This window comes from Pseudomonas sp. GL-RE-26 (genome assembly GCF_019956275.1).
Classification (GTDB): Bacteria; Pseudomonadota; Gammaproteobacteria; order Pseudomonadales; family Pseudomonadaceae; genus Aquipseudomonas; species Aquipseudomonas grandcourensis.
This window is the reverse complement of record NZ_JAHBDI010000006.1, coordinates 107,243-129,225: the sequence shown is the minus strand read 5'-3', so window position 1 is coordinate 129,225 and position 21,983 is coordinate 107,243. Positions and strand designations below refer to the sequence as shown.

The following is a 21,983-nucleotide window of genomic DNA, read 5'->3' as shown; positions in this document are numbered from 1 at the left end:
GAGCAAGCTCGCTCCTACAGGGCAGCCGATTCGAAGTGCTCCAGATGAGCGAGCAGCTCTGCTGTCTTGAGCGGCATCAGTTGCGTAGCACAACGGGTCTCCACGTTGATGATGATGGCCGGGTCGTTGCAGCAAATGCGCACTCGGAACCGCCAGTCGCTGAAAATCACTTTCAGTCCATCGCGGTCATCGATTTCCAGCGCCTGCCCGCGGTAAAGCCTTTTCAGGTGAGCGAGGAGGGGATAGGGGGCGAGCATCGACCGGCGGATGTCTCCGGAAGACGGAAACATACCGATTCGTTCCACCAGCAGAGTGGGGCCGAGCCAGGACTCGTTGGCGCTCGGCAACCGCTGATGTCGCGATAACGAGGACATCACCCCGAGGTTGCCCACCTCCATTTCAATGTATGCCGAGAGTTTTTCAATGTTCATGGTTGGCCTGCCTTGAATGAAGTGTGGGCGTGGGGTGCTGGAGCCGTCTTAGCGGCCCTTGAGGTACACGTTTTCGTAGCAGAAGTTGGTCGCCTGCAAGTATCCCTCGGCGTCGCCGCAATCGAAGCGCAAACCCTTGAACTTGTAGGCCAGCACACAGCCGTTCTGCGCCTGTTTCATCAGCGCGTCGGTGATCTGGATCTCGCCGCCTTTACCCGGTTCGGTGTCGGCGATCAGGTCGAAGATATCCGGCGTCAGAATGTAGCGGCCGATGATCGCCAGGTTCGACGGGGCGTCTTGCGGGGCCGGTTTTTCCACCATGTTGTTGACCCGGTAGATCCCGTCGGAGATCGGCTCGCCGGCAATCACGCCGTACTTGTGGGTCTGGTCGCGCGGTACTTCCTGGATGGCCACGATCGAGCAGCGGAATTTCTTGTAGAGCTGGATCATTTGCGTGAGGACGCCATCACCTTCCAGGTTCAGGCACAGGTCATCAGCCAGTACCACGGCGAAGGGTTCGTCGCCGATCAACGGACGGCCACTGAGAATCGCGTGGCCCAGGCCCTTCATTTCCACCTGACGGGTGTAGGAGAAGGTGCAGGTGTCGATGAGCTCGCGGGTTCCGGCCAGGAATTTCTCTTTCTCGGTGCCGCGAATCTGGTGCTCCAGTTCATAGCTGATGTCGAAGTGGTCTTCCAGCGCGCGCTTGCCCCGCCCGGTGACGATCGCCATGTGTTGCAGGCCGGCATCCCGTGCTTCTTCAACGGCGTATTCGATCAACGGCTTGTTGACGATCGGCAGCATTTCCTTGGGCATGGCTTTGGTCGCCGGCAAGAAACGAGTGCCATAGCCAGCAGCGGGGAACAAACATTTACGAATCATAAAAAAATATCCTGGACAGTCATGGAACACAGCCAACGGGTGCGCGCAATAACGAGTGATTGCAAGTTTCAATGATTATTGAAGGCTTACTTTAATACCTGAGTCTGGCCACTAGTGGCAAATAGCAATGTGCGGATAACACGACAATGTTATGAGATGTCGGGTTGATAGTTGTTAGTTATTTTTAGTCGGTATCTGTTGATAGTGGTGAGTGCGTCGGAATGCTAATAAGTATCCCGCAATACAGTTTGGCCTGAAAAAATATTTATTGCCAGCCGTTGAACTAATTTTGTTTTGTGTTGTTGTCGCTCTTATTTGTGTGGTTCAGCACACACCTTTAACAAGAGGGGCTTGACACGCAACTTCGCACTTTTCCCACTATGGACCGCGCTATGAAAATTCTGGTAACGGGTGGAGCTGGTTATATCGGTTCGCACACCACGCTCGCGCTGCTTGAGGCAGGCTATGAAGTTGTTGTGCTGGATAATCTTTGCAACAGCAGCGACGCGGCATTGCACGCGGTGGAAGCCATTTGCGGCAAGAGTGCGCTGATGATTCGCGGTGATGTGTGCGATCGGGCCTTGCTGGACCGGATTTTCCAGCAGCATGCCATCGATGCCGTCCTGCACTTTGCCGGTCTCAAGGCCGTGGGCGAGAGCGTGCGCAAGCCGCTTGAGTATTACGAGACCAACGTCAGCGGCAGCATCACCCTGTGTCAGGCGATGGCCGCTGCCGGGGTGTTTCGCCTGGTGTTCAGTTCGTCGGCCACGGTATACGGTGAGCCGGAGCAGATGCCGATCCGTGAGGATTTCCCCACGGGCAGCCCCACCAATCCCTACGGCCAATCCAAGCTGATCGTCGAAAATGTGCTGCGCGACCTGGCCCTGGCCGAGCCGCGCTGGAGCATCGCGCTGTTGCGTTACTTCAACCCGATCGGCGCGCATGACAGCGGTCATCTGGGCGAAGACCCGAGCGGCATTCCGAATAACCTGGTGCCCTACATCAGCCAAGTGGCGGTTGGCAGCCTGCAAGAGTTGTCGATCTTCGGCAACGATTACCCCACGGTCGACGGTACCGGGGTACGCGACTACATCCACGTCGTGGACCTGGCGGACGGGCATCTCAAGGCCTTGCAATCCATCGCCGGGCGCACCGGCATTCATACGTGGAACCTGGGCACGGGCGATGGCTACAGCGTGTTGCAAGTGCTGCGGGCGTTCGAGCAGGCGTGTGGTCAGCCGGTGCCCTATCGGATGATGCCGCGTCGCTCGGGTGATATCGCCGAGAGCTGGGCCGACCCTTCCAAGGCGGAGAAAGAGTTGGGCTGGAAGGCCACGCGCAACTTGCAGGACATGGTCACGGATACCTGGCGCTGGCAATCGAATCACCCCAAAGGCTACCTGGGATGATGGCGTTTTAGCCTAATGTTATTTCCGGTCAGGTTGTTAGATATCGTCGGGAAAATACACTGGCTATGCCTTTTGCAAGTCCGTAGATATAAACCTGCCGTTCGACTTTTATCAGTTGGGTAAGACTGTGAAAGAACAACGGATCTTGTTCGCACTTTTCGCGGACTTGAACTCTACCACCTCTAACGAACTACCCGATTTCGATCAGGTTGAATGTTAGAAAGGAGTTGATATGAAGAAAGTGATGGCAATTGCCCTGTTGACGATGTTGAGCAACTGGGCGTCCGCGGTAGAAGCGCCGCTTACAACTGCGACCAATGTGTTGGGTAACGTGGCGGCGACTCAAGCCACTGCAGCCAGTACTGCAATGGTCGCCAGTGCTGTAGCGGCGTCCAACAGTGGTGGAAGTGCAAACGGCGGTACGACGGGTACGACAGGTACCACGGGTACAACCGGTACGCACAACTAACTGAAACACCTGTTGGTGCAGTACAAGGTCGCCCGATGAAAATCGGGTGACTTTGTTTTTAGATTCGCCCTTGAATAGCGTAGTGCCATTATGACTCGTAGTTTTTCTCTTTTAATGTTGGCAAGCATCGCTTTACAAGGTTGCATGTTTTCCCCCGGCCAATACCTGAGCACCAGTGATATCACACGCCAGGGCGCCAGTGAGAGCAGCCGGGTCGAGCTCATTCCGATCACGCCCAAGCTCATCTCCATGAACAGGGCCACGCAAAAGCGTGAGTCCGTGCCGACGGAACTGTTGGCGGCCCCGGCCGAGTACCGCATCGGCAGTAACGATGTCCTGTACATCACGGTCTGGGATCACCCGGAGCTGACCGCACCCTCCGGCGCGCAACAGCAGATTGATGCCAACGGTCGCCTGGTCCGTGCCGATGGCACGCTCTACTACCCGTTTATCAAAGAGGTCCAGGCGGCTGGTAAAACCGTCCAGCAACTGCGATCGGACATCGAAGAAAGGCTGTCGGCCTTCATCGCCGACCCGCAAGTGGATGTCGCCGTGTTGCGCTTTTCCAGTCAGAAAGTCGTGGTGACGGGCGCCGTTTCGAAGGCCGGTCCGCAAGCGATTTCCACCAACCCGCTCAGTGTGGTCGAGGCCCTCGGTTCTGCCGGTATCGATACGGCGAGTGCCGACTTGTCCGGCCTGTTGCTGACGCGAAACGGGCGGGTCTACACGCTCAATCTCGACACGCTCAACCAGCCGGACTCCGAGTTGCAGAACGTCTACCTCAAGGGTGGCGATCAGTTGTATCTGCCGTACAACGACAAAAAGCGCATCTACGTCATGGGCGAGGTCAACCAGCCCCGCGCACTGAGCTTCAAGACCGCCACCATGAACCTGTCCGATGTGCTGGGCTCGGTCGGCGGATTGAGTCAGACCACCTCCAACGGTAACGCCGTGTACGTGATCAGGGGTGTTGAAAACCTCGATGTGGAACCGGCGAAGGTCTACCAACTGCAAGCCGAATCACCGACCGCGATGGCGCTGGCCACGCACTTTGAAGTACGTCCCCAGGACGTTGTCTACGTAGGTCCTGCCAACGTGACTCGCTGGAATCGCTTCATCAGCCAATTGGTGCCGTCGGCATCGATTGTCGGTACGGGCGCTTCCGCGGCGAAGAACATGAGTGAAGTCAGCAGCAACAGCAAATAAGGCCGGGTCCGATCGTGAGAACGTTGAATGTTGGCGTCTGCTTGATAGCGGCCTTGATGTTGTGTGGCTGTAACCCGCTGATGGTCGCTTCGTTGACCAACCTCAAATCGGCGGTGGCGGGGCCAGATGAGCTGGACGTGACGGTGGCCCAGGTGGCGGATGTGCGCTATCCCCAGCTCAAGCTGACCACACCGTCCGGTTCCGGTGTGCTGGCGCTGGTGCGTGAGCGCGGCGACCTGCAGTTCTGGGTCGCGTCCGGCAAACAGGTTCTGCTCATGCGCGATGGCCTGGCGGTGCGCAGCATCGGCCTGGGCCTGGGCGACGATCTGGACGGGACCCGCCTTGCTGACGTCGAGCCCTTCAAGCAAGGCCTCCATCAAGTGCCCGATGGCTACACCAGCCAGCGCTGGATCGATCTCTACCAGGGCCAGGAAGTCGGGGTGACCTTGAGCAGTCGCTTCTCCCGCAAATCCATGGAAACCCTGGAAATCCTCAACAAGGAATATGCCGTGCTACGTGTCGATGAGCAGATTGACGCGCCGGCCATCGGCCTGCGTGCGACCAATCGTTACTGGGTCGATCCCGTTGACGGTTTCATTGTGCAGAGTGAGCAGCAACTGACCTCGCAATTGCGGGTCAAGATCGTGCAACTGACTCCTGACCGCAGGCATGCCCGGTGAAGCGGGTCAGGGCTCTATCGGCGTGCCTGCTGTTGATCACCGGCATCAGCCATGCAGCGGTCACCGTTACCGGTGACGTTGCCAATCCGGGGGCGGTCGAGTTGCCGGCGGGCGGGCGATTGCTGGACGTGATCAGCGTGGCACAGCCCAATGCCGAGAGTTACTGGTTGGCGGGCGTATTGCTGCGTCAGTCTCTGATCGAGCAACAGACCCGGCTCAAGGCCGGGGTGCTGTTCGATCTGGACGTGTTGCAGCGCATGGCCGTGCTTTTCGACAGGCCGAGCCGGGCTGCCCTGGCGGTGCGGTTGGCCGAGCAAGTCAGGCGCATGCCGGTCACCGGGCGCCAGGTGGCTGTTCTGGACCCGGTCGCCGTGGAAGTCGGGTTTGCCCGCAACATTCGCCTGGACGACGGCGACCGCCTGATCTACCCGTTGCGGGTCGACGAAGTCGAGGTGCTAGGCGCTGTCGCCGAGTCGTGCCGGTTGCCCTATCAACCACTGCAAGAGGCCCGCGAATACCTGCAGGGCTGCACGCCGCTGGTCGATGCGGACGCCGATTACCTGTGGTTGATCCAGCCCAACGGTGTCACCCGGCGCGTCGGCATTGCCCACTGGAATCACGAGAGCGGGCAGATACCTGCCGCCGGCAGCAAGATTCTGGTCCCGGTCAAAAACGATGACCTTGATCCGCCTATCCCTGAACTGAATCAGCAGTTGGCCGAATTTGTTGCCACGCAGTTGGCTGAGGTGGTTCGTTGAATTTACGTTTTGCAGCCGTATTGTTATTGCCCTGTGGTCTGGCTCATGCAGAACCACGCATTACCCAAAATGATTTCGGTGGCGCGGGCTTGTTGCAGACGCCGACGGCGCGCATGGCGCCGGCCGGTGAGTTGAGCCTGAATGCCAACCGCACCGAGCCTTATAGTCGCTACAGCGTTTCACTTCAGCCACTTGAGTGGCTGGAAGGCTCGTTTCGCTACACCGCGATCACCAACCGCCCTTACGGCCCCGAATCGTTGAGCGGCAACCAGAGCTATAAGGACAAGGCGGTCGACCTCAAGGCCCGCCTGTGGGAAGAAACCCATTGGGCGCCCGAGGTGGCCTTGGGCTTCCGGGACATCGGCGGTACAGGCCTGTTCTCCAGTGAATTCGTGGTGGCCAACAAGCGCTATGACAATTTTGATTTCAGCGCCGGCATTGCCTGGGGCTACCTGGGCAACCGCGGTGACTTCGAAAACCCGCTGGGCTACCTCGGTGATCGCTTCAAGACCCGGCCGGCCAACGAAGGCACCGGTGATGTCAACGCCGGGGCCTATTTTCGCGGGAGCCCTTCCTTTTTCGGCGGCGTGAGCTATCAGACGCCCTGGGATCGGCTCAGCCTGAAACTCGAATACGAAGGCAACGATTACAAGCACGAGCCAAAGGACAACCAGATCAAGCAGGACTCGCCGATCAACCTCGGTGCGGTGTTCAAGCTGACCGACTCGATCGACCTCAGCGCTGCGTGGGAGCGTGGCAATACGGCGATGTTCGGCGTCACTTTCCATACCAACTTCGCCAGCCGTAAGGCGCCGGCCAAGACGTTCGATCCGCCGGCTGAACCGTTGCCAGCGAAAGCGCCGAGCACCGAGATGGAACAGGTCAACTGGGCCGATGTGTCCCGACGCCTGCAGCAAAATGCCGGGTACAAGGTCGAGCGCATCAGCCAGCGTGATTCCGAGTTGATCGTGTATGGCGAGCAGCAGCGTTACTTCCATTCGGCCAAGGCCGTTGGCCGGGCGAGCCGGATTCTGGATAACAGCGTCAACGACGATATCGACTGGTTCACCGTGGTGAACAAGCGCTACGACCTGCCGCTTGAAGAGACCAGCGTGCCTCGGCAAACCTTCCGCGAAGTGATCAACAACGAGGAGCCGCTGCAAACGCTGCACCGCACCACCGAAATCAATCCGGCGATGCCGCACAACGAGAAAACCCTCTACACCGAAGCGCTGCAGCCATTCGCTTATGGCGTGGGGCTGGGCTTCAAGCAGAACGTCGGTGGCCCCGATGGCTTGCTCTATCAGTTCAGTGCCGACGCAGACGCCGAGTACCGCTTCAACCGCAACACCTGGTGGAGTGGCTTGCTCAGTGCCAACCTGATCAACAACTTCGACAAGTTCACCTATGACGCACCCAGCGGCTTGCCCCGCGTGCGCACGGACTTGCGCCAGTACATGACCACGTCCGATGTCACCATGCCGTTGTTCCAGGTCAGCCATGCCGAGCAGTTGGACAAAGACCTGTATGGCATGGTGTACGGTGGCTACCTGGAGTCGATGTTTGCCGGCGTCGGGGGCGAGGTGCTGTTCCGTCCGACCGGCGAGCGCTGGTCGGTGGGCGCGGATCTGAACTACGTGCGCCAGCGGGAGTTCGACCAGGGGTTTGGTTTGCGTGATTACTCTGTGTTGACCGGTCATATCACCGGCTACACCGACTTGCCCCACGATACGCTGGCAGCCATCAGCGTCGGGCGTTACCTGGCAGGTGACTGGGGCGGCACGCTGGATATCTCGCGGGAGTTTTCCAACGGCGTACGGTTTGGTGCGTGGGCAACAATCACCACCGCAACCGGCCCTCAATACGGCGAAGGTAGTTTCGACAAAGGCATCTACCTGTCCGTTCCGTTCGACGAACTGATGAGCATGTCGACCATGCGCCGCGCCAACCTCGTCTGGTCGCCACTGACCCGGGACGGCGGTGCACGGCTCAATCGCAGCTACCAGTTGCACTCCATGACCGACAGCCGCGACGACGACATGTTCTACCGCAACTTCGAGAAGATCACCGAGTAACCTGTAGGAGCGAGCCTGCTCGCGATGGCGTCGGCACATTCAGCATTGATGTTGACTGACCCGCCGCCATCGCGGGCAAGCCACGCTCCCACAGGGGGCTTTTGGTGACCCGGAAATCTGGCTACACACCCGACTCCTGTGGGAGCGAGCTTGCTCGCGATGGCGTCATTACATCCAGCTTTGATGTTGACTGACCCAACGCTTTCGCGAGCAGGCTCACTCCTACAGTGGTCTTTTGGTGATCCAGAAATCCGGACAGTCCCGAATCACAGCCACAAAAAAGGGGACTTGCGTCCCCTTGCGGTGTTGCCTTGTGCAGCGTTAAACCATCAGTAGATGTCCTTCGACAACAAGGTGAACGGCGTCTTCACCAGAATCTTCAGGTCCAGCCACAACGACCAGTTGTTGATGTACTTGAGGTCGATCTCGACACGCTTCTGCATCTTGTCGATGGTGTCGGTCTCGCCACGGCAACCGTTGATCTGCGCCAGGCCAGTGATGCCCGGTTTGATTCGATGGCGCGCCATGTAGGCGAGAATTTTCCCGGAGTAGTAGTTGTTGTGCGCGATGGCGTGAGGGCGCGGGCCGACCAGCGCCATGTGTCCTTGCAGCACGTTGAACAGTTGCGGCAACTCGTCCAGCGAAGTGCGACGGATGAAGCGTCCGACGGCGGTGATGCGCGAGTCGTTACGGCTGGCCTGCTTGACCTCATGGTCATCGTGCACGCGCATGGATCGGAACTTCCAGACCTGAATAATCTTGCCGTTCCAGCCATGGCGGTCCTGCTTGAAGAACACAGGGCCAGGCGAGTTGAGCTTTACGGCCAGGGCAATGACCAGCAGCACCGGGCTCAGCAGGATAATGGCCAGCAGGGCCACGCTTTTTTCCACCAGGCTTTTACTCAGCGCGGCAGTGGGCCGGCTGGTCAGCGGACTTTCGTTCAGGTAGATCGCTGGCAGGCCGTCCACGACTTTCACCGAGTGATTGAGCAGCGTCAGGCTGTTCAAGTCCGGCACCCAGACCACGTCAACGTTGGCATCGAGCAAATCGACGTACATGGCTTCGATTTTTGCCGCTTCCGACAGGGGCAGCGTGATGTACAAACGACGGATGTCATGGGTCTTGATCAGTTCCAGCAGGTCCTCCTGGGCGCCGAGGATGCGCGGTGCGCCTGGCTCCAGGGCAGGAAGGGCACCGTTGCTGACCAGGCCCACCAACGGCAGGTTTTCGAGGTCGCTCAGCTTGTTCGCCAATCCCAGCGCCAGTTCACCGGTGCCGACGATCAGGGTTTTATGCTCGCTTTTACGTGACCGCTGGTAGAACTTCGAGAACGCATGCAGCGGCGCATACAGCAACGCCTGGCCGAGGAAACCGTACACCGCCCAACCCAGGATGACTTGCCGGGAAAACAGCTCATCGGCCTTGCAGATAAACGCGATGCAGGCCAGCGCGGCCATCGTCATGGACCAGCCCATGAACAGGCGTCCCAGCCCTGACAGATAATTGTCTCTTTTGCGGTACACGCCGCTGAACGTATAAGCCGGAACCGAGGCCAGTACCGCGAGCGTTGCGCACATTCGGTAATAGAACTCGACCGTTCCGGTGTGCCGTTCAGCCAGTATGAACAACAGAGAAACTACAAAGCCCTGTGCCAGCGCCCATTGCCCCCAAAAGGTAAGTCCCTTGAGGCCGGTGTTTCGATTGATACTAAGAGTAAGATCCATACAATATCCCCAAAAGACGTCCATTCAGGTTTCGACAGTTGAAATCCGAGTTGTTAAGTAGACTTGTTATTGTTGTTGGAGCGAGTGTCCTGAGGTAACAGCGTCGATATGCCGAACTGTCGTCAGTCAATAGACTAAGTTATTGGTGGAGATGCTGTCTGACGAGTTCTAACAAGATGGCAAAGTGCCAACTATTAAAATTTTAGAAGAGGTCGAGCGTTAGAAAAAGTCGAATGGAAGAGGGTGAGCAATTAGAGTGGTATTTGGTATTGTAGGAGGGGTGGGGATGAGGGCGGTCTGACTAGGGCGGAGGTTGAAACCAAACAGAGTGCTATTTTTATTGTTGTAATCGCACTGTTTCTGTTTGTTTTGTTCGCTAAAGGTGGAGGTGTTTACGCCACGACTTCCTGGATCAGGCAATAGCCTCGATTTCTTACTGCACGGAACAGTCGCTCACCGTTACTGGCACTTTTGAATTTTTCTTGCAGTCGACTCAGGCACATTTCCAGGCCGCGATATTGTTCCGGCTCCCTGCCGATGCTGAGGATCAGTTCGTCTCGACTTACGACACGCTCTTCATGGTGCAGCATTTTCTTTACCAGCGCGGCTTCCAATCCGGTCAGGCTGATCTCGATGCCCTCTTTTACCAATGCGCTTTGATCCTTGTCGAGTTGCCAGGCTTCGCTGTAAGGAGTGTCGCCGTCGATTGTTCGCGTAATATCATTGGCTGCCCCGGCTGTTGCCGGCATGCAGTGGAATGGATTCGCCGATTGCGCTGCCAGCCATTCGGATTCCAGGGTGGCCAATAGTCGCTGTGTATCATGTTCGATACTGCGCGCGACGTTTTTCCTTGAAACGCTTGGGTAGCTGAACTCCATCAGCACAGGAGCGGAAGAGGGTGAAGCAACACCTTCAATAAACATTTGTGCCTGGGAGGTGCCAAACGAGTTGAAGCGCTTACTGGACAGGATGGTCTCAAGTTCACGCTGCGACGTAGTGCTGTGGGTCACGACGACAAAGTATTTTCTTGGGAGGGTTGTACTAGTTTCCATGTCTCTCTCCTGAAGTACACACCAAATTTGGCTAAAAGATGATCGGCAGGGGAGTAATGACTCCCTCGGAAGTAATCGAAAGGCAGGGTCTGGGCCCAAATTTGGCCCTCGATAGGTTCCACTCGATCTACAGCTATAGAATAAACTTTTCTTGTTATGGTCCAATGTTGCCACGGTCATGAAATCGATAAGTGCCTTTGGTATGAAATACAAAAAAACGATGAGGCCGAGACCTTTGTGTCGTTGAGGAAGTCGCCTGATGAACTAATACTAACGCGCCATCCCGTCTGTGTGTCGGGGGGTTGAGATCAGCCCCCTCATCAACCGGTAACCATGCCCCCGGATGCTCTGGATGGCGTTTGTGCCATACATGTCCTTGATTTTTCCACGAAGGCGACTGATCGATTTTTCCAATGCCCTGGGGTCATAAAAGTTGGTGTTGAGTCCCATGATGTTGGCGATTTCATCGTGACTTAGTATGTGGTTACTGGTTTGCGCAAAGGCTTCCAGGATCTTCATTTCTGCAAAGGAGATGTCCAGCTTCTTGCTGGTACCCAGTAGACAAATACGGGTGGGGTCCAATATCAAATTGATATCTCTTTGCCATTCTTCACTGCTGAAGAACTCGGCGAGCAACTCAGAGCTTTCATCGGAAAGGGTATTGAACTTGATGCAGTAGTCGGCCCCCGCAAGATAGTACTTGATCTTGTTGTAGGTGCCTCGGCCCGTGATGACCGCGCAAATGATGGGTTTCAAGTTGCCGGTGCGCAGGTTTTCCACTAGTGCGAGGCTTTCCTCGAGGGCCTGGGGGCTGTCGATGATGATGAAGATGGCGCGATACGAACCAGAGCGTTCATTCTTCTTGAATGAACTAGTGTAGGAGTTGGCATCTAGTGCCATATCGGTCCGCACATGCCTTGCGACTAGCGCTCTAAAATGTTCAGCCACGCCACGGGTACGACCCAGAGTGAGAACTCCGGGTTCATCGTTTGTCTGGCGCTGGCTTCTAGTCGCTAAGTTCCCTGTAAGCATCATGCATTGACTCGAATAGGTGCTGACATCGGGATGTTAAAGCACCGGTTCTCATCTGTGACTGACAATTGGTAACATTTACGCGATTTTTAGACGTGGCTCCCGAGTTTTTTAACAATAGTTAAGCTTTTCAAGCTTTTAGTTGATTTTCTCGGCGGGCTAAACTAGTGGGATAGCGTCGTTAGATGGTGGCAATATGGAATTGTGCCACTATTTTGAAACGATGGCGATTTGTTTTTTATGTCCTTTTGCCACTGTTTGGCCTGCTGCGTGCCACCATTCAAGCCAAGATGCTGAATCCACTAAGAAACACAAATAGTGTGAGAGCGATCACACTTTATTCAGTGGCGAGACTTTTTTCTACTAAATAGCTAAATATTTTCCCGAGGTGTTCGTACGCGGACGATTATTAACATGGCTTGAGTGTGTCTTTTGATAAGACATATTCTCCCTCGCTACATCAGGTAGTGGGTGTGGATGTCTCGATTGTTTTGCTTGAGCTACTCAATATCTGAGTGCAGTTGACGGATCGTTCCCAAGGAACGGTCTGACGGAGGATTAATGGATTTCTGGACCCTTTTCAAAGTGTTTATCCTGGGCGCGGTAGAGGGCCTGACTGAGTTTTTGCCCATCTCCAGTACGGGCCACCAGATTATTGTTGCGGACTTGCTGGACTTTGGCGGTGAACGCGCCATGGCGTTCAATATCATTATTCAGCTGGGCGCAATTCTTGCCGTTGTCTGGGAGTTTCGCCGCAAGATTTCAGAGATAGTCAAAGGACTGCCGACCCAGCGCAATGCACAACGTTTCACACTGAACTTGCTGATCGGTTTTCTTCCGGCCGTCGTTCTGGGTGTCTTGTTCGCCGACCAGATTCATCACTACCTGTTCAACCCGATCACCGTGGCAGTCGCATTGGTCGTGGGCGGCATTGTCATGTTGTGGGCGGAGCAGAGAGACCACGTGGTGCACGTCGACCATGTCGACGACATGCGCTGGTCGGATGCGCTGAAGGTGGGTTTCGCGCAATGCCTGGCGATGATCCCGGGCACTTCCCGCTCCGGATCGACCATTATCGGCGGCCTGCTGTTTGGCCTGTCGCGCAAGGCCGCCACCGAGTACTCGTTCTTCCTGGCGATGCCCACCATGGTCGGTGCCTCGGTGTATTCAGGCTACAAGTACCGGGAGCTGTTCCAGACCAGCGACCTGCCGGTTTTCGCCCTGGGCTTCGTCACAGCGTTCTTTTTCGCCATGATCGCCGTACGCGGCTTGCTCAAGTTCATTGCGAACCACAGCTATGCCGCCTTCGCGTGGTACCGGATCGTTTTCGGATTGTTGATCCTGGCAACCTGGGCATTCGGTTGGGTGAACTGGACGGCGGCGACCGCCAGCTGACAGGTGCGCCAGGCGGGTCAAGCCGCCTGGCTGAAAAGGCGAGAACAACCGGGCATTAACGCCCTTCAAGCAACCCGGCAGCTTGATCCAGCAAGGCCAAGGGCTCCTTGGCCTTGTGGATATCCACCGACAACAACTGCCGAAACTTGCGCGCCCCCGGGAACCCGGTGCCCAGCCCAAGCACATGGCGAGTGATGTGGTGCATCGAACCGCCAGCGTCGATGTGTGCAGCGATATACGGCCGCAACTGCGCCAGTGCTTCGGCACGGGTGATCACCGGCGCCGTGCTGCCGAACAGCTGCTGGTCCACCTCGGCCATCACGTAAGGGTTGTGATACGCCTCGCGGCCCAACATCACACCGTCGAACGTCTGCAAATGCTCGTGGCAGGCCTCCAGCGTCTTGATTCCGCCGTTGAGGATAATCTCCAGCTCGGGAAAATCCGCCTTCAACCGCGCCGCCACGTCATAACGCAGGGGCGGGATGTCACGGTTCTCCTTCGGCGACAACCCCTCCAGAATCGCAATCCGCGCGTGCACGGTAAAACTGGTGCACCCGGCATCCCGCACCGTGCCGACGAAATCACACAGCTCCTCGTAACTGTCCCGCCCGTTGATCCCGATACGGTGCTTGACCGTCACCGGAATCGACACCGCATCACGCATCGCCTTCACACAATCGGCCACCAACTGCGGATGCCCCATCAGGCACGCGCCGATCATATTGTTCTGCACCCGATCACTCGGGCAGCCGACATTCAGGTTCACCTCGTCGTAACCATGCTCCTGCGCCATGCGCGCACACGCGGCCAGGTCCAGCGGGACACTGCCACCGAGCTGCAGGGCGAGCGGGTGCTCGGCTTCGTTATGGCGCAGGAAACGCTCGTGATCGCCGTTGAGCAGGGCACCGGTGGTGACCATTTCGGTGTAGAGCAAGGCGTTTTTCGACAATAGGCGCAGGAAGAAGCGGCAGTGGCGGTCGGTCCAATCCATCATCGGCGCCACGGAAAAGCGTCTAGACACTGTAGAGCCTGAGTTTACTGGGTATATAGCTGATTTATGTACCATTTTTCTCTACGTGTCTATAGCGTGTTTTAGGGCGTTTTCGGGCGTTTTTTGTATGTTGGTGGTACGATGTACCACTTAAAAACTGACGCGTACCACTTTCGATATGGCGACTATCAGGGCAAGAAAACTGGCGGATGGGGCGGTGAGCTACACGGCTCAGATCCGCATCAAGCGCAACGGAGTGCAAGTCTACCAAGAGAGCCAATCCTTCGCCCGAAAACAGGCCGCCCAAGCTTGGGTTCGAAAGCGAGAGGCCGAACTGGATCAGCCAGGCGCGATTGAGCGGGCAAACCGCCAAGGCGGCACGGTTAAGGAAATGATCGATCGCTATTTGATTGAGATGGAGAAGGTTAGGCCGTTGGGCAAAACCAAGCTCGGGACGCTCCAAGCTGTCCGTGAGTCGTACTTTGGTAAGTTGAACGACCAGGACATCACCAGTCAGCAGCTGGTGGAGTATGCGCTTTGGCGTATGGGCAAAGAGGGTGGAGGCGTCAAGCCACAGACGGCCGGTAACGATCTCGCGCACTTGGGCGCAGTGCTTTCGATTGCCCGTCCTGCTTGGGGGTATGAGGTTGACCCCCACGCCATGAGCGATGCCCGACGGGTGTTGAAGAAGCTGGGGTACAATATGCGAAGTCGTGAGCGCGACCGACGTCCCACTCTGGATGAACTCGACAAGCTACTAACGCACTTTCGGGGTATCCAGGCCCGTCGCCCAACGTCGATCAACATGCTCAAGATGGCTGGGTTTGCATTGTTCTCAACCCGCCGGCAGGAAGAAATCACCCGGATTCAATGGGCAGATCTGGATGAGGTCGGCCAACGGGTGTTGGTACGCGACATGAAAAATCCCGGCCAAAAGATTGGCAATGATGTGTGGTGTCATTTACCACCAGAGGCGTGGGCCATTATTCAAACTATGCCGAAGGCGCTACCTGAGATATTTCCGTACAGCGCAGAGTCTGTATCCACTTCGTGGACCAGGGCTTGTCAGATACTTGGCATCGAGGATCTGCACTTTCATGACCTGCGCCACGATGGCGTAAGCCGGCTTTTCGAAATGGACTGGGACATTCCTCGGGTAGCGAGCGTATCGGGGCATCGAGATTGGAACTCAATGCGGCGTTACACTCACCTACGCGGTCGAGGTGATGCATACGCAAAATGGGAGTGGCTGGAGAAGATCCTACAGGCGCCCGTGAAATTGGGCGCCAAGACGTTGAAGTAAATCAGCTTCCACGTGGTGCACTGTTTAACTGATTGCTTTCTTTGACAGCTGCAGCGTGTTGCGCGTCCAGGTACGCGGAAAGATCCGAGATATGAACTCCTTTCGCACTTTTTTGACTTGCTTCCAAGCGAGTGATGGGGATTTTAATTTGTCCCGCCATAACCTTTCGTTGAAACATGTCAGGGGTTAGGTGAGTGAAGTAGTCGTGGCAGACTTGCGCTAAGGGAATGATCGCCAGGCCGTTATATTGGGCCATGAGAACAAGTAGGGTTTTCATGGTCTTGCTCCTTTTGGATGGCTAATTTTGGCGAGCTGTATGTTCGTGCTAGCCTCGATAGCGCCACCGTTGCGGGTTTGAGCTTGCATGGTTCTCTCCTTTCTGGGGTGGTCGGTGTCGGGGAGTTGCACCTCCTCGACACCTCTTTTTAATCAGTGGCCCTAAGAACGCTTAACCAAGTAGGCTTGATCTGCGAACCAGGTGAATCACTAGGTCGCTCAACGTACCGTTGGTGAAGACGAACTGCAGACGCGAAGCCGTGATCTCGACTGATGCCGCGTCGAATTGGCGAACAAGCACCGACATTAGCCCAGTAGCCAGCAAGCTCAGCGTCATCAGACGACACTCAATTTTCGTGAGAGTGTGCCATTTGAATTCAACCGTCCCCACTTTTCCGCTATCAATACTTGCGCGATCCAACATGCTCACGTCTCCATAAAGTGCTTTGCTGAATCGACGTTATCGGATCGGAAAGGAGGACGTGCGCGGCTTTATACAAATAGTTGTCAACTACATAATTTGTTACACATCAGCTCGCATCGCATGAAGCGTCAGCTGCCAAAGCATTTAGAGAGCGGCGTAAAGCTTTTGGGTCATCCTTCGGGATACTACGGTATTGCGTTACCTGCTCCTGCTCCTCCTCTTCGTTACTTAAAGTTTCGACAGGAGTAGGCGTGCGGAGCCCAGTATTCGTCTCAACGACCTTTGGTACGCCGCAGTATCGGACCATACGGCCAGCCGTGCTGGCGGTGTCGATTGACCTCTACACCAACAACACGTCAGCCTTACTGCAGCGGACCGACTACATGTTGGCCAAGGGCTCGGTGGCGAAATGCCGGCCGGCGATTAAGGGGCGGCTGGCCACCAGTGAAGACTTGGCATCCGTTTCCTCAATCGTTGCTGCCCGGGGAAATTGGCACTGGACGCCCAACATCTTTCGGGATCCTCACCTCACAAACAGTGGCACCAGTTATAGCTGGGCAACTGGTGCGGCCACGCCGATCGTGATCACGAACGGCCAAGCATGCATCGAAACGCCTTCGAGCGCCTTGGCGTCAAACCGCCGGACGGCCAAGTTCAGTGTGGTGAACTTCAAAAGCGGAAAAGTCTCGGCCTCGCTGGTGGTCCAGGAGAAGATCGGCGACTAGGGCATACCCGCGGCTCACATAAAGACAGCTATCCGCACTCCTGCCTCGGCAATAGGTCTGCGGCCTGCAGGTTACTCATAGGTGCACTATTTAGAAAATCACGCGGTCCCTTCATATTGAAAGGCACTTAAAGCTCCTCATAGGTGTCCGTCAGTGAACCGGGAGGTTTTGTTTGCAGATTGAGCAGCACCTACGAGTAACTTGTAAGCGAATCGAAAAAGCTCGTGAGAGGTGCTGTGGGCTGTCAGGGAGTCGGCGACGATACCCATAAACTGGCTACGCAGTTAGTACGGTCAATGCTCACTGAACCGCAAGCCCCCCTGCTTCTCACGGCAGTGAACATGTCACTCTGCAGATCGCCTTCCTTCTGGATTTTCTGAGCTGCCTATGCGGCAGTGAACCCTTTCCTTGATAACTCCTTGTCCGCAAGGACAAATAGCCTACATCCCCACGCTAATCCTTTTTTTTGCGATCCTTCGTAGGTGTTTGGTAAGCGTCCGCCGAAGTCACCCTGCGTGACTAAGGCGGGCACCATCGCCTTTATAGCGGGGATCAGGTAGGTGACTTCGCCGGACTCTTACTTTGGACTCCCTAAAGGTGGCGGTAGCGGTGTCGTACACGGCGCTGGAACTCATGCGTGAGCCCAGGGTTGTCGGAGCGCTCAACGAGTCGCTGCTGACCCATAATTTTCAGGCTGATTCGGACGAGCGATGTTGATGGCAACGAGCCTGTTTTGGTTGAGCGTGTGGTGTCCTACTGTCAACAATCAGGCGTTTGACCAATCTCATCGTTCTTGCACTTTAGTTGTGCGCGTGGTTTGCTTTTCTTTTGCTGGATCTGAATAGGTTTGGCCACTAAAAGTAACAGTACTTTCGCAACACCACAATTTTTGATACTCACCTATTTTACAGGTAGGCGTAGGACGATGTGTAATTTTACCGCCAATATGATTGGGTTTAGCCCAACAACTATTTTTTAAGGCCATGAAGATTGGTCGTCAGAATATCAAGGGGCATGTGGGGCACCCCATAGGATGGGCCAGGCCTGAATGGCACCCCTTACTCGGGATTGTTGGCGATGTTTTGCCTCCTGTCTCTTCGTAGAAATCCTCATTTTTGAGTCTGGGCGCAATCTCTAGAAGGGATGCGCATATTACGGAAATTGCTTCTCTCGCGTTCTTAGCTGCATCGCATCTCAAGATGCTGGCTAGATTCGCTCTTGTAATCAACCTTTTCCTTAGAGGAGAGACTGTGACGTCGTTGACGGGCACAGGCATTTTGGCGAACAGCTCAATGGCCGAGGCTATAACCCCGGTTATCCGTAGCACCTAAAGTGCAGCCAAAAAGCTGGCAAGGTGAGTGCGTACCAGCCTATTGCTACTGCATCCTCCTTGCGGTGATTGGGTGTTTTAGTTTCCATAGTATCTATCTATTTGGAAAACGAATTCGATTTCTTCTCTGATTCAGCATGGCAAGCATGTGGTGAACTCTCCAGCTTTTAGATGTTGCACAAATACTTCCGCATATCTATCTATATGGAAATCAAATTCGATTTCTCCAGCAAGCCGGTATCGTGCTGTTGCTATACTATCTATATGGAAAACAGTTTCGATTTCGCTACTCAGCAGAGGTCTGCGGTTGGTGATTTGTAAGAACTGGAGTGGCAGTAATTACCTTGCGATCACTAATCTATCTATATGGAAATCAAATTCGATTTCTCTAGCAAGCACGGTATCGTGCTGTCGCTATACTATCTATATGGAAAACAGTTTCGATTTCGCTAATCAGCAGAGGTCTGCGGTTGGTTATTGGTAAGAGCTGGAGTGGCAGTAATTACCTCGCGATCGCTAATCTATCTATATGGAAATCAAATTCGATTTCTCTAGCAAGCCGGTATCGTGCCATCGCTATACTATCTATATGGAAAACAGTTTCGATTTCGCCACTCGGCTGAGGGTTGCGATTGAAGATTACTAAGGCGCTATGGTGGGTGTGATTTGCAGCTATTTTTTGTATTATGATGATTTTTAAGATGTGCCTCCAGTTAGCGAGGGCAGGGGTGTCACGGTGCGAATGAGGGGGCGTGATAGGCTGTTTTTGATTTTTTATTGGAGGCTGCGTCGAGTAATTGTTATTTTGCTTCGGAAGAGTTGGCTTTTCGGATGGCTAGTTTCTGTACTTGTGTCTCGGTGGTTAATGCGTTGCACTTTGATTTATTTATATTGGCATGAATATCAACGATGGTAGAGCGCAGGGCTGTATAGCTTCTAATAGGTTGTCATCCCAATTCACGCAGTGCCAGCACTGGATGTCGTTCTAACTATCAAGGAGCTGATTTCTATTGGGTGTTTGAAAAAAAACGCTCGCTCAGTGAGTTCGTCAAGTTCACGGGGAGCATATTCTTCTATCGATTTCCCATTGAAAGGTAAGCGGAGAAACTATCGATAAAAACGGTTATCGTGAGTTTTTTCGTGCAGGAGCAGGCCCATGAAAACCCAACACCTGGTGATCGAGGACTGGGACGGCGACGGCGCCCTCCGCCTCCCGGATGAAGCGCTGCAGGAACTCGGCGTCGACGTCGGCGACACCCTGTACCTGGTCGAGGAGGTCGTCGGCAGCACCCGCTGCCTGGTGCTCAGCAAGACCCCGCGAATTCCGGATCGGCTCGATGAGCTGGTCGGCCGCTGGGACACCTTCGGCAAGGACCTGCCCGATGACTAAGCCTCCCCGGCCCGCATATGCCGACAACGCCACGGCCGCGCGCCGCCTGACCGCCGCCGAGCTCCAGGGCCTGGCCACAGTCCCAGCCGCCGTCGAATGGTTCGCCAACTTGGCCAACCCGCGCACGCGCCGCGCCTACCAGAGCGATATCGAAGATTTCTGCGGCTTTATCGGCCTGCACACCCGAGCAGTTTCGGGAAGTGACCCGCGCTCACGTCCCCGCCTGGCGCCACCAGTTCGAGCAACGCGGCCTCTCCGGGGCCACCCAGCGACGCAAACTCGCCGCCCTGGCCAGCCTGTTCGATCACCTGCTGGACCGCAACGCGGTCGCCGGCGGCAATCCGGTGCACGGCGTCAAGCGCCCAAAGATTGAAACCAATGAGGGTAAAACCCCGGCCCTCGCCGATCACCAGGCCAAGGCTCTGCTCGAGGCCCCCGATCCGGCCACGCTGAAAGGCCGGCGCGATCGGGCGATTCTCGCCGTCTTGCTCTACCACGGCCTGCGCCGCGAGGAGGCCGCCCGCCTGCAGGTCGACGACCTGCAGCAGCGTCGCGGTATTCAACACCTGCGCATCCACGGCAAGGGCGGCAAGCTCCGTTATGTGCCGCTGCACCCGGTCGCCGCCGAACGCCTGCATAGCTATCTCGAGGCTTCGGGACATCACCTGGAGCAAGACAAAGCGCCGCTGTTTCGCCCGCTACGCGGGCCGAAAACGGGGAGCGGGATTTCCGCCGAGGGCATTTATGCCCTGGTCGGCCAGTACGCCCAAGCGGCCGGGATCGCCGTCGCCGGCCTTGGTGTGCATGGCCTGCGCGCCACCGCTGCGACCAATGCCCTGGAACACGAAGCTGACATCGCCAAAGTCCAGGCCTGGCTCGGGCACGCCAATATCAGCACCACCAAGCTCTATGATCGGCGCCACTCCCGGCCCGAGGATTCGCCGACCTTCAAGGTCCGTTACTGACACGGACGTAGGGATATATAGGGATGTATAGCGAATTTTCCTACACATCCCTATATATCCCTAGATATCCGTGTCTCGGGCAACCGGTGCAGGGTGGTTAGCCGGTGATCTGAAGCGGGCTCAAAGCCCGCTTGCTAGGATTTCTGAAGGCTTTTGTTGCCAAACAAAAAACAAGACCTCTTGCTTTGGCTTACCATTCCCCGAGTAATGATTTTTCGACCGCTCGACTTGATACCCAAAGGTGGCCATGCCTGATCTTTCTGAAGTTATTCTCACTTTGGTACCCGCACCCGGTGAAAGGGATTGGTCGACTGCCAACCGTCAGGCAGAACTGTGGACGGTCCTTCAACAGCTGAGAGCCAATAACACTGCAGTGCTACCACGAGTGAGTAAGGGAAACCTCATAGGGGAGTTCTCGATCTGGTTGTCCCAGCTGGTTGAGTCCGTTGTTAGAGCACCTCTGGAGACATGGATACAAAAGTGTCCTGGCCGCAAAGTGCATCTGACAGCGCCAGGTATCAACGCGCAGGCTGAATCACCAATAGAGATTGAGCATCTGCTAACCAAGGTTATGGCGTTACGCCAGAACGACGTATCCAGTTCAGTCATGGGCCTTGAAGGTCAGTGACCTCTGACGTGAGCAGGAGATAGATCGCTGGAAAATGAAACAGCTCCTGATTGTGACTGGGCCAATCCTAGACCTGGGCAATGTCAGCTTCGTCCTTCAGTGCGTGATGTACGGGTCGCACGGAGGCCATGCAGGGGGGCCTACAGAATTCGGAAAAAATCGTACGCTAAACGGCGACAGGTATTGATGGGTTCTCTTGGGGGTCATGAAACGTATTGGTCGTGATCAGTTGGACACCCGCCGCCTGCATCTGCCGGACGGCCTTGGCCAGCGATCCATCCAGGTCAATACCTCGGCATGCATCGACCACGACAAAGGTGTTCAGTCCAGCTGCTCGCGCATCCAGCGCCGACCAGGCCACACAAAAATCTAGGGCTAGGCCGGTGAGGTACACGGTGTCGATACCTCGCGCCTTGAGGTACCCGGCCAAGCCGGTGCTGGTACGGCGGTCGGCCTCGACGAACGCGGAATAGCTGTCGATGCCGCTATTGCAGCCCTTACGTAAAATCAGCTGCGCGTGAGGCAGGTCGAGGTCTACATGCAGTTCGGCGCCGCTGCTACCTTGCACGCAGTGGGTCGGCCACAGAGTCTGAGGCCCGTAAGGCAGGTCGATGCAGTCGAACGGGCTACGTCCGAAGTGGTTTTCGGCGAAGGAGATGTGGTTGGCGGAGTGCCAATCCTGGGTGATCACCACCTGTTTGAAGTGCCGGCCCACCTGATTGATCCGTGGGATTACGGCCTCGCCGTCGTTGACCGCCAGCGCACCGCCGGGGATGAAGTCATTTTGCACGTCGATCACCAGCAGGACGCTGCGTGACAGGTCGATTGCAGTCATGGG

18 protein-coding genes and 1 pseudogene are annotated in these 21,983 nt (G+C 55.9%); 11 read left to right on the top strand and 8 right to left on the bottom strand.

Annotated elements, in window-relative coordinates:
• Positions 1-14 precede the first annotated feature (14 nt).
• Together KGB07_RS04900 and galU are read right to left on the bottom strand one after the other, a co-directional pair.
• The gene (locus KGB07_RS04900) at positions 15-431 is read right to left on the bottom strand and encodes a mannose-1-phosphate guanylyltransferase (RefSeq protein WP_223464774.1); all 417 of its coding nucleotides are present in this window, start codon (positions 429-431) and stop codon (positions 15-17) included.
• 48 nt (positions 432-479) lie between these two features.
• The gene (galU, locus tag KGB07_RS04895) at positions 480-1,313 is read right to left on the bottom strand and encodes a UTP--glucose-1-phosphate uridylyltransferase GalU (RefSeq protein WP_046038087.1); all 834 of its coding nucleotides are present in this window, start codon (positions 1,311-1,313) and stop codon (positions 480-482) included.
• A 392-nt stretch (positions 1,314-1,705) separates the two neighbouring features.
• Between galU and galE the strand changes: the two genes are divergently transcribed.
• The 6 genes from galE to KGB07_RS04865 all read left to right on the top strand — a co-directional run bounded on the left by galE (position 1,706) and on the right by KGB07_RS04865 (position 7,910).
• Entirely contained in the window at positions 1,706-2,722 is a 1,017-nt protein-coding gene (gene galE, locus KGB07_RS04890; RefSeq protein WP_046038089.1) for a UDP-glucose 4-epimerase GalE, read from the top strand.
• 232 nt (positions 2,723-2,954) lie between these two features.
• Positions 2,955-3,191 carry a hypothetical protein gene (locus tag KGB07_RS04885; RefSeq protein WP_046038091.1) on the top strand — a complete coding sequence of 79 codons (237 nt, stop codon included), beginning with the start codon at positions 2,955-2,957 and terminating at the stop codon, positions 3,189-3,191.
• A 144-nt stretch (positions 3,192-3,335) separates the two neighbouring features.
• On the top strand, positions 3,336-4,397 hold the full coding sequence (locus KGB07_RS04880; RefSeq protein WP_046038093.1) for a polysaccharide biosynthesis/export family protein: 1,062 nt from the start codon (positions 3,336-3,338) through the stop codon (positions 4,395-4,397).
• Positions 4,398-4,411: 14 nt separating this feature from the next.
• The gene (locus KGB07_RS04875) at positions 4,412-5,077 is read left to right on the top strand and encodes a YjbF family lipoprotein (protein ID WP_223464773.1); all 666 of its coding nucleotides are present in this window, start codon (positions 4,412-4,414) and stop codon (positions 5,075-5,077) included.
• Complete coding sequence (locus KGB07_RS04870; protein ID WP_223464772.1) at positions 5,074-5,835, top strand: capsule biosynthesis GfcC family protein; 762 nt, start codon at positions 5,074-5,076, stop codon at positions 5,833-5,835. Before KGB07_RS04875 ends, KGB07_RS04870 begins: the two co-directional genes overlap by 4 nt.
• The gene (locus KGB07_RS04865) at positions 5,832-7,910 is read left to right on the top strand and encodes a YjbH domain-containing protein (RefSeq protein WP_223464768.1); all 2,079 of its coding nucleotides are present in this window, start codon (positions 5,832-5,834) and stop codon (positions 7,908-7,910) included. The genes KGB07_RS04870 and KGB07_RS04865 overlap by 4 nt, the downstream gene beginning before the upstream one ends.
• 329 nt (positions 7,911-8,239) lie before the next feature.
• Here the strand turns inward: KGB07_RS04865 and KGB07_RS04855 are convergent, their stop codons facing one another.
• The 3 genes from KGB07_RS04855 to KGB07_RS04845 form a co-directional block, all read right to left on the bottom strand.
• Entirely contained in the window at positions 8,240-9,634 is a 1,395-nt protein-coding gene (locus KGB07_RS04855; protein WP_046038098.1) for an undecaprenyl-phosphate glucose phosphotransferase, read from the bottom strand.
• A gap of 392 nt (positions 9,635-10,026) precedes the next feature.
• A complete protein-coding gene (locus KGB07_RS04850) occupies positions 10,027-10,686 on the bottom strand; it encodes a transcriptional regulator (RefSeq protein ID WP_046038100.1) in 660 nt (219 codons plus the stop codon).
• A 270-nt stretch (positions 10,687-10,956) separates the two neighbouring features.
• On the bottom strand, positions 10,957-11,721 hold the full coding sequence (locus KGB07_RS04845; protein WP_046038102.1) for a winged helix-turn-helix domain-containing protein: 765 nt from the start codon (positions 11,719-11,721) through the stop codon (positions 10,957-10,959).
• Positions 11,722-12,279: 558 nt separating this feature from the next.
• On the opposite strand from KGB07_RS04845, the gene KGB07_RS04840 reads away from it, so the two are divergent.
• Positions 12,280-13,113, top strand: a complete 834-nt coding sequence (locus KGB07_RS04840) for an undecaprenyl-diphosphate phosphatase (RefSeq protein WP_223464767.1) — start codon at positions 12,280-12,282, stop codon at positions 13,111-13,113.
• A gap of 55 nt (positions 13,114-13,168) precedes the next feature.
• Here KGB07_RS04840 and dusA read toward each other — a convergent pair whose 3' ends face one another.
• Positions 13,169-14,179, bottom strand: coding sequence for a tRNA dihydrouridine(20/20a) synthase DusA (dusA, locus tag KGB07_RS04835; protein ID WP_223464765.1), 1,011 nt, complete (start codon positions 14,177-14,179; stop codon positions 13,169-13,171).
• Between the two features lie 103 nt (positions 14,180-14,282).
• Here dusA and KGB07_RS04830 point away from each other — a divergent pair, with 103 nt between their 5' ends.
• The gene (locus tag KGB07_RS04830) at positions 14,283-15,407 is read left to right on the top strand and encodes a site-specific integrase (protein WP_223464764.1); all 1,125 of its coding nucleotides are present in this window, start codon (positions 14,283-14,285) and stop codon (positions 15,405-15,407) included.
• 1 nt (position 15,408) lies between these two features.
• On the opposite strand, the gene KGB07_RS04825 is transcribed toward KGB07_RS04830, so the two are convergent.
• The gene (locus KGB07_RS04825; protein WP_223464763.1) at positions 15,409-15,684 is read right to left on the bottom strand and encodes a pyocin activator PrtN family protein; all 276 of its coding nucleotides are present in this window, start codon (positions 15,682-15,684) and stop codon (positions 15,409-15,411) included.
• Positions 15,685-16,358: 674 nt separating this feature from the next.
• Between KGB07_RS04825 and KGB07_RS04820 the strand changes: the two genes are divergently transcribed.
• From KGB07_RS04820 to KGB07_RS04810, 3 genes and pseudogenes are all read left to right on the top strand, one after another.
• Positions 16,359-16,832 carry a hypothetical protein gene (locus KGB07_RS04820; RefSeq protein WP_223464762.1) on the top strand — a complete coding sequence of 158 codons (474 nt, stop codon included), beginning with the start codon at positions 16,359-16,361 and terminating at the stop codon, positions 16,830-16,832.
• 2,486 nt (positions 16,833-19,318) lie between these two features.
• Positions 19,319-19,552 carry an AbrB/MazE/SpoVT family DNA-binding domain-containing protein gene (locus KGB07_RS04815; protein WP_223464761.1) on the top strand — a complete coding sequence of 78 codons (234 nt, stop codon included), beginning with the start codon at positions 19,319-19,321 and terminating at the stop codon, positions 19,550-19,552.
• Positions 19,545-20,517: pseudogene (locus tag KGB07_RS04810) on the top strand (tyrosine-type recombinase/integrase). The gene KGB07_RS04815 and the pseudogene KGB07_RS04810 overlap by 8 nt, the downstream one beginning before the upstream one ends.
• A 794-nt stretch (positions 20,518-21,311) precedes the next feature.
• Here the strand turns inward: KGB07_RS04810 and pncA are convergent.
• On the bottom strand, positions 21,312-21,980 hold the full coding sequence (gene pncA / locus KGB07_RS04805) for a bifunctional nicotinamidase/pyrazinamidase (protein WP_223464760.1): 669 nt from the start codon (positions 21,978-21,980) through the stop codon (positions 21,312-21,314).
• Positions 21,981-21,983 lie beyond the last annotated feature (3 nt).

Excerpts from the sequence above, each read along its gene's own strand:
- KGB07_RS04900 (WP_223464774.1), bottom strand. The coding sequence starts at position 431 with ATGAACATTGAAAAACTCTCGGCATACATTGAAATGGAGGTGGGCAAC.
- KGB07_RS04830 (WP_223464764.1), top strand. The coding sequence starts at position 14,283 with ATGGCGACTATCAGGGCAAGAAAACTGGCGGATGGGGCGGTGAGCTAC.
- galE (WP_046038089.1), top strand. The coding sequence starts at position 1,706 with ATGAAAATTCTGGTAACGGGTGGAGCTGGTTATATCGGTTCGCACACC.
- KGB07_RS04880 (WP_046038093.1), top strand. The coding sequence starts at position 3,336 with ATGTTTTCCCCCGGCCAATACCTGAGCACCAGTGATATCACACGCCAG.
- KGB07_RS04840 (WP_223464767.1), top strand. The coding sequence starts at position 12,280 with ATGGATTTCTGGACCCTTTTCAAAGTGTTTATCCTGGGCGCGGTAGAG.
- dusA (WP_223464765.1), bottom strand. The coding sequence starts at position 14,179 with ATGGTACATAAATCAGCTATATACCCAGTAAACTCAGGCTCTACAGTG.
- KGB07_RS04815 (WP_223464761.1), top strand. The coding sequence starts at position 19,319 with ATGAAAACCCAACACCTGGTGATCGAGGACTGGGACGGCGACGGCGCC.
- KGB07_RS04845 (WP_046038102.1), bottom strand. The coding sequence starts at position 11,721 with ATGATGCTTACAGGGAACTTAGCGACTAGAAGCCAGCGCCAGACAAAC.
- KGB07_RS04825 (WP_223464763.1), bottom strand. The coding sequence starts at position 15,684 with ATGAAAACCCTACTTGTTCTCATGGCCCAATATAACGGCCTGGCGATC.
- pncA (WP_223464760.1), bottom strand. The coding sequence starts at position 21,980 with ATGACTGCAATCGACCTGTCACGCAGCGTCCTGCTGGTGATCGACGTG.
- galU (WP_046038087.1), bottom strand. The coding sequence starts at position 1,313 with ATGATTCGTAAATGTTTGTTCCCCGCTGCTGGCTATGGCACTCGTTTC.
- KGB07_RS04885 (WP_046038091.1), top strand. The coding sequence starts at position 2,955 with ATGAAGAAAGTGATGGCAATTGCCCTGTTGACGATGTTGAGCAACTGG.
- KGB07_RS04855 (WP_046038098.1), bottom strand. The coding sequence starts at position 9,634 with ATGGATCTTACTCTTAGTATCAATCGAAACACCGGCCTCAAGGGACTT.
- KGB07_RS04850 (WP_046038100.1), bottom strand. The coding sequence starts at position 10,686 with ATGGAAACTAGTACAACCCTCCCAAGAAAATACTTTGTCGTCGTGACC.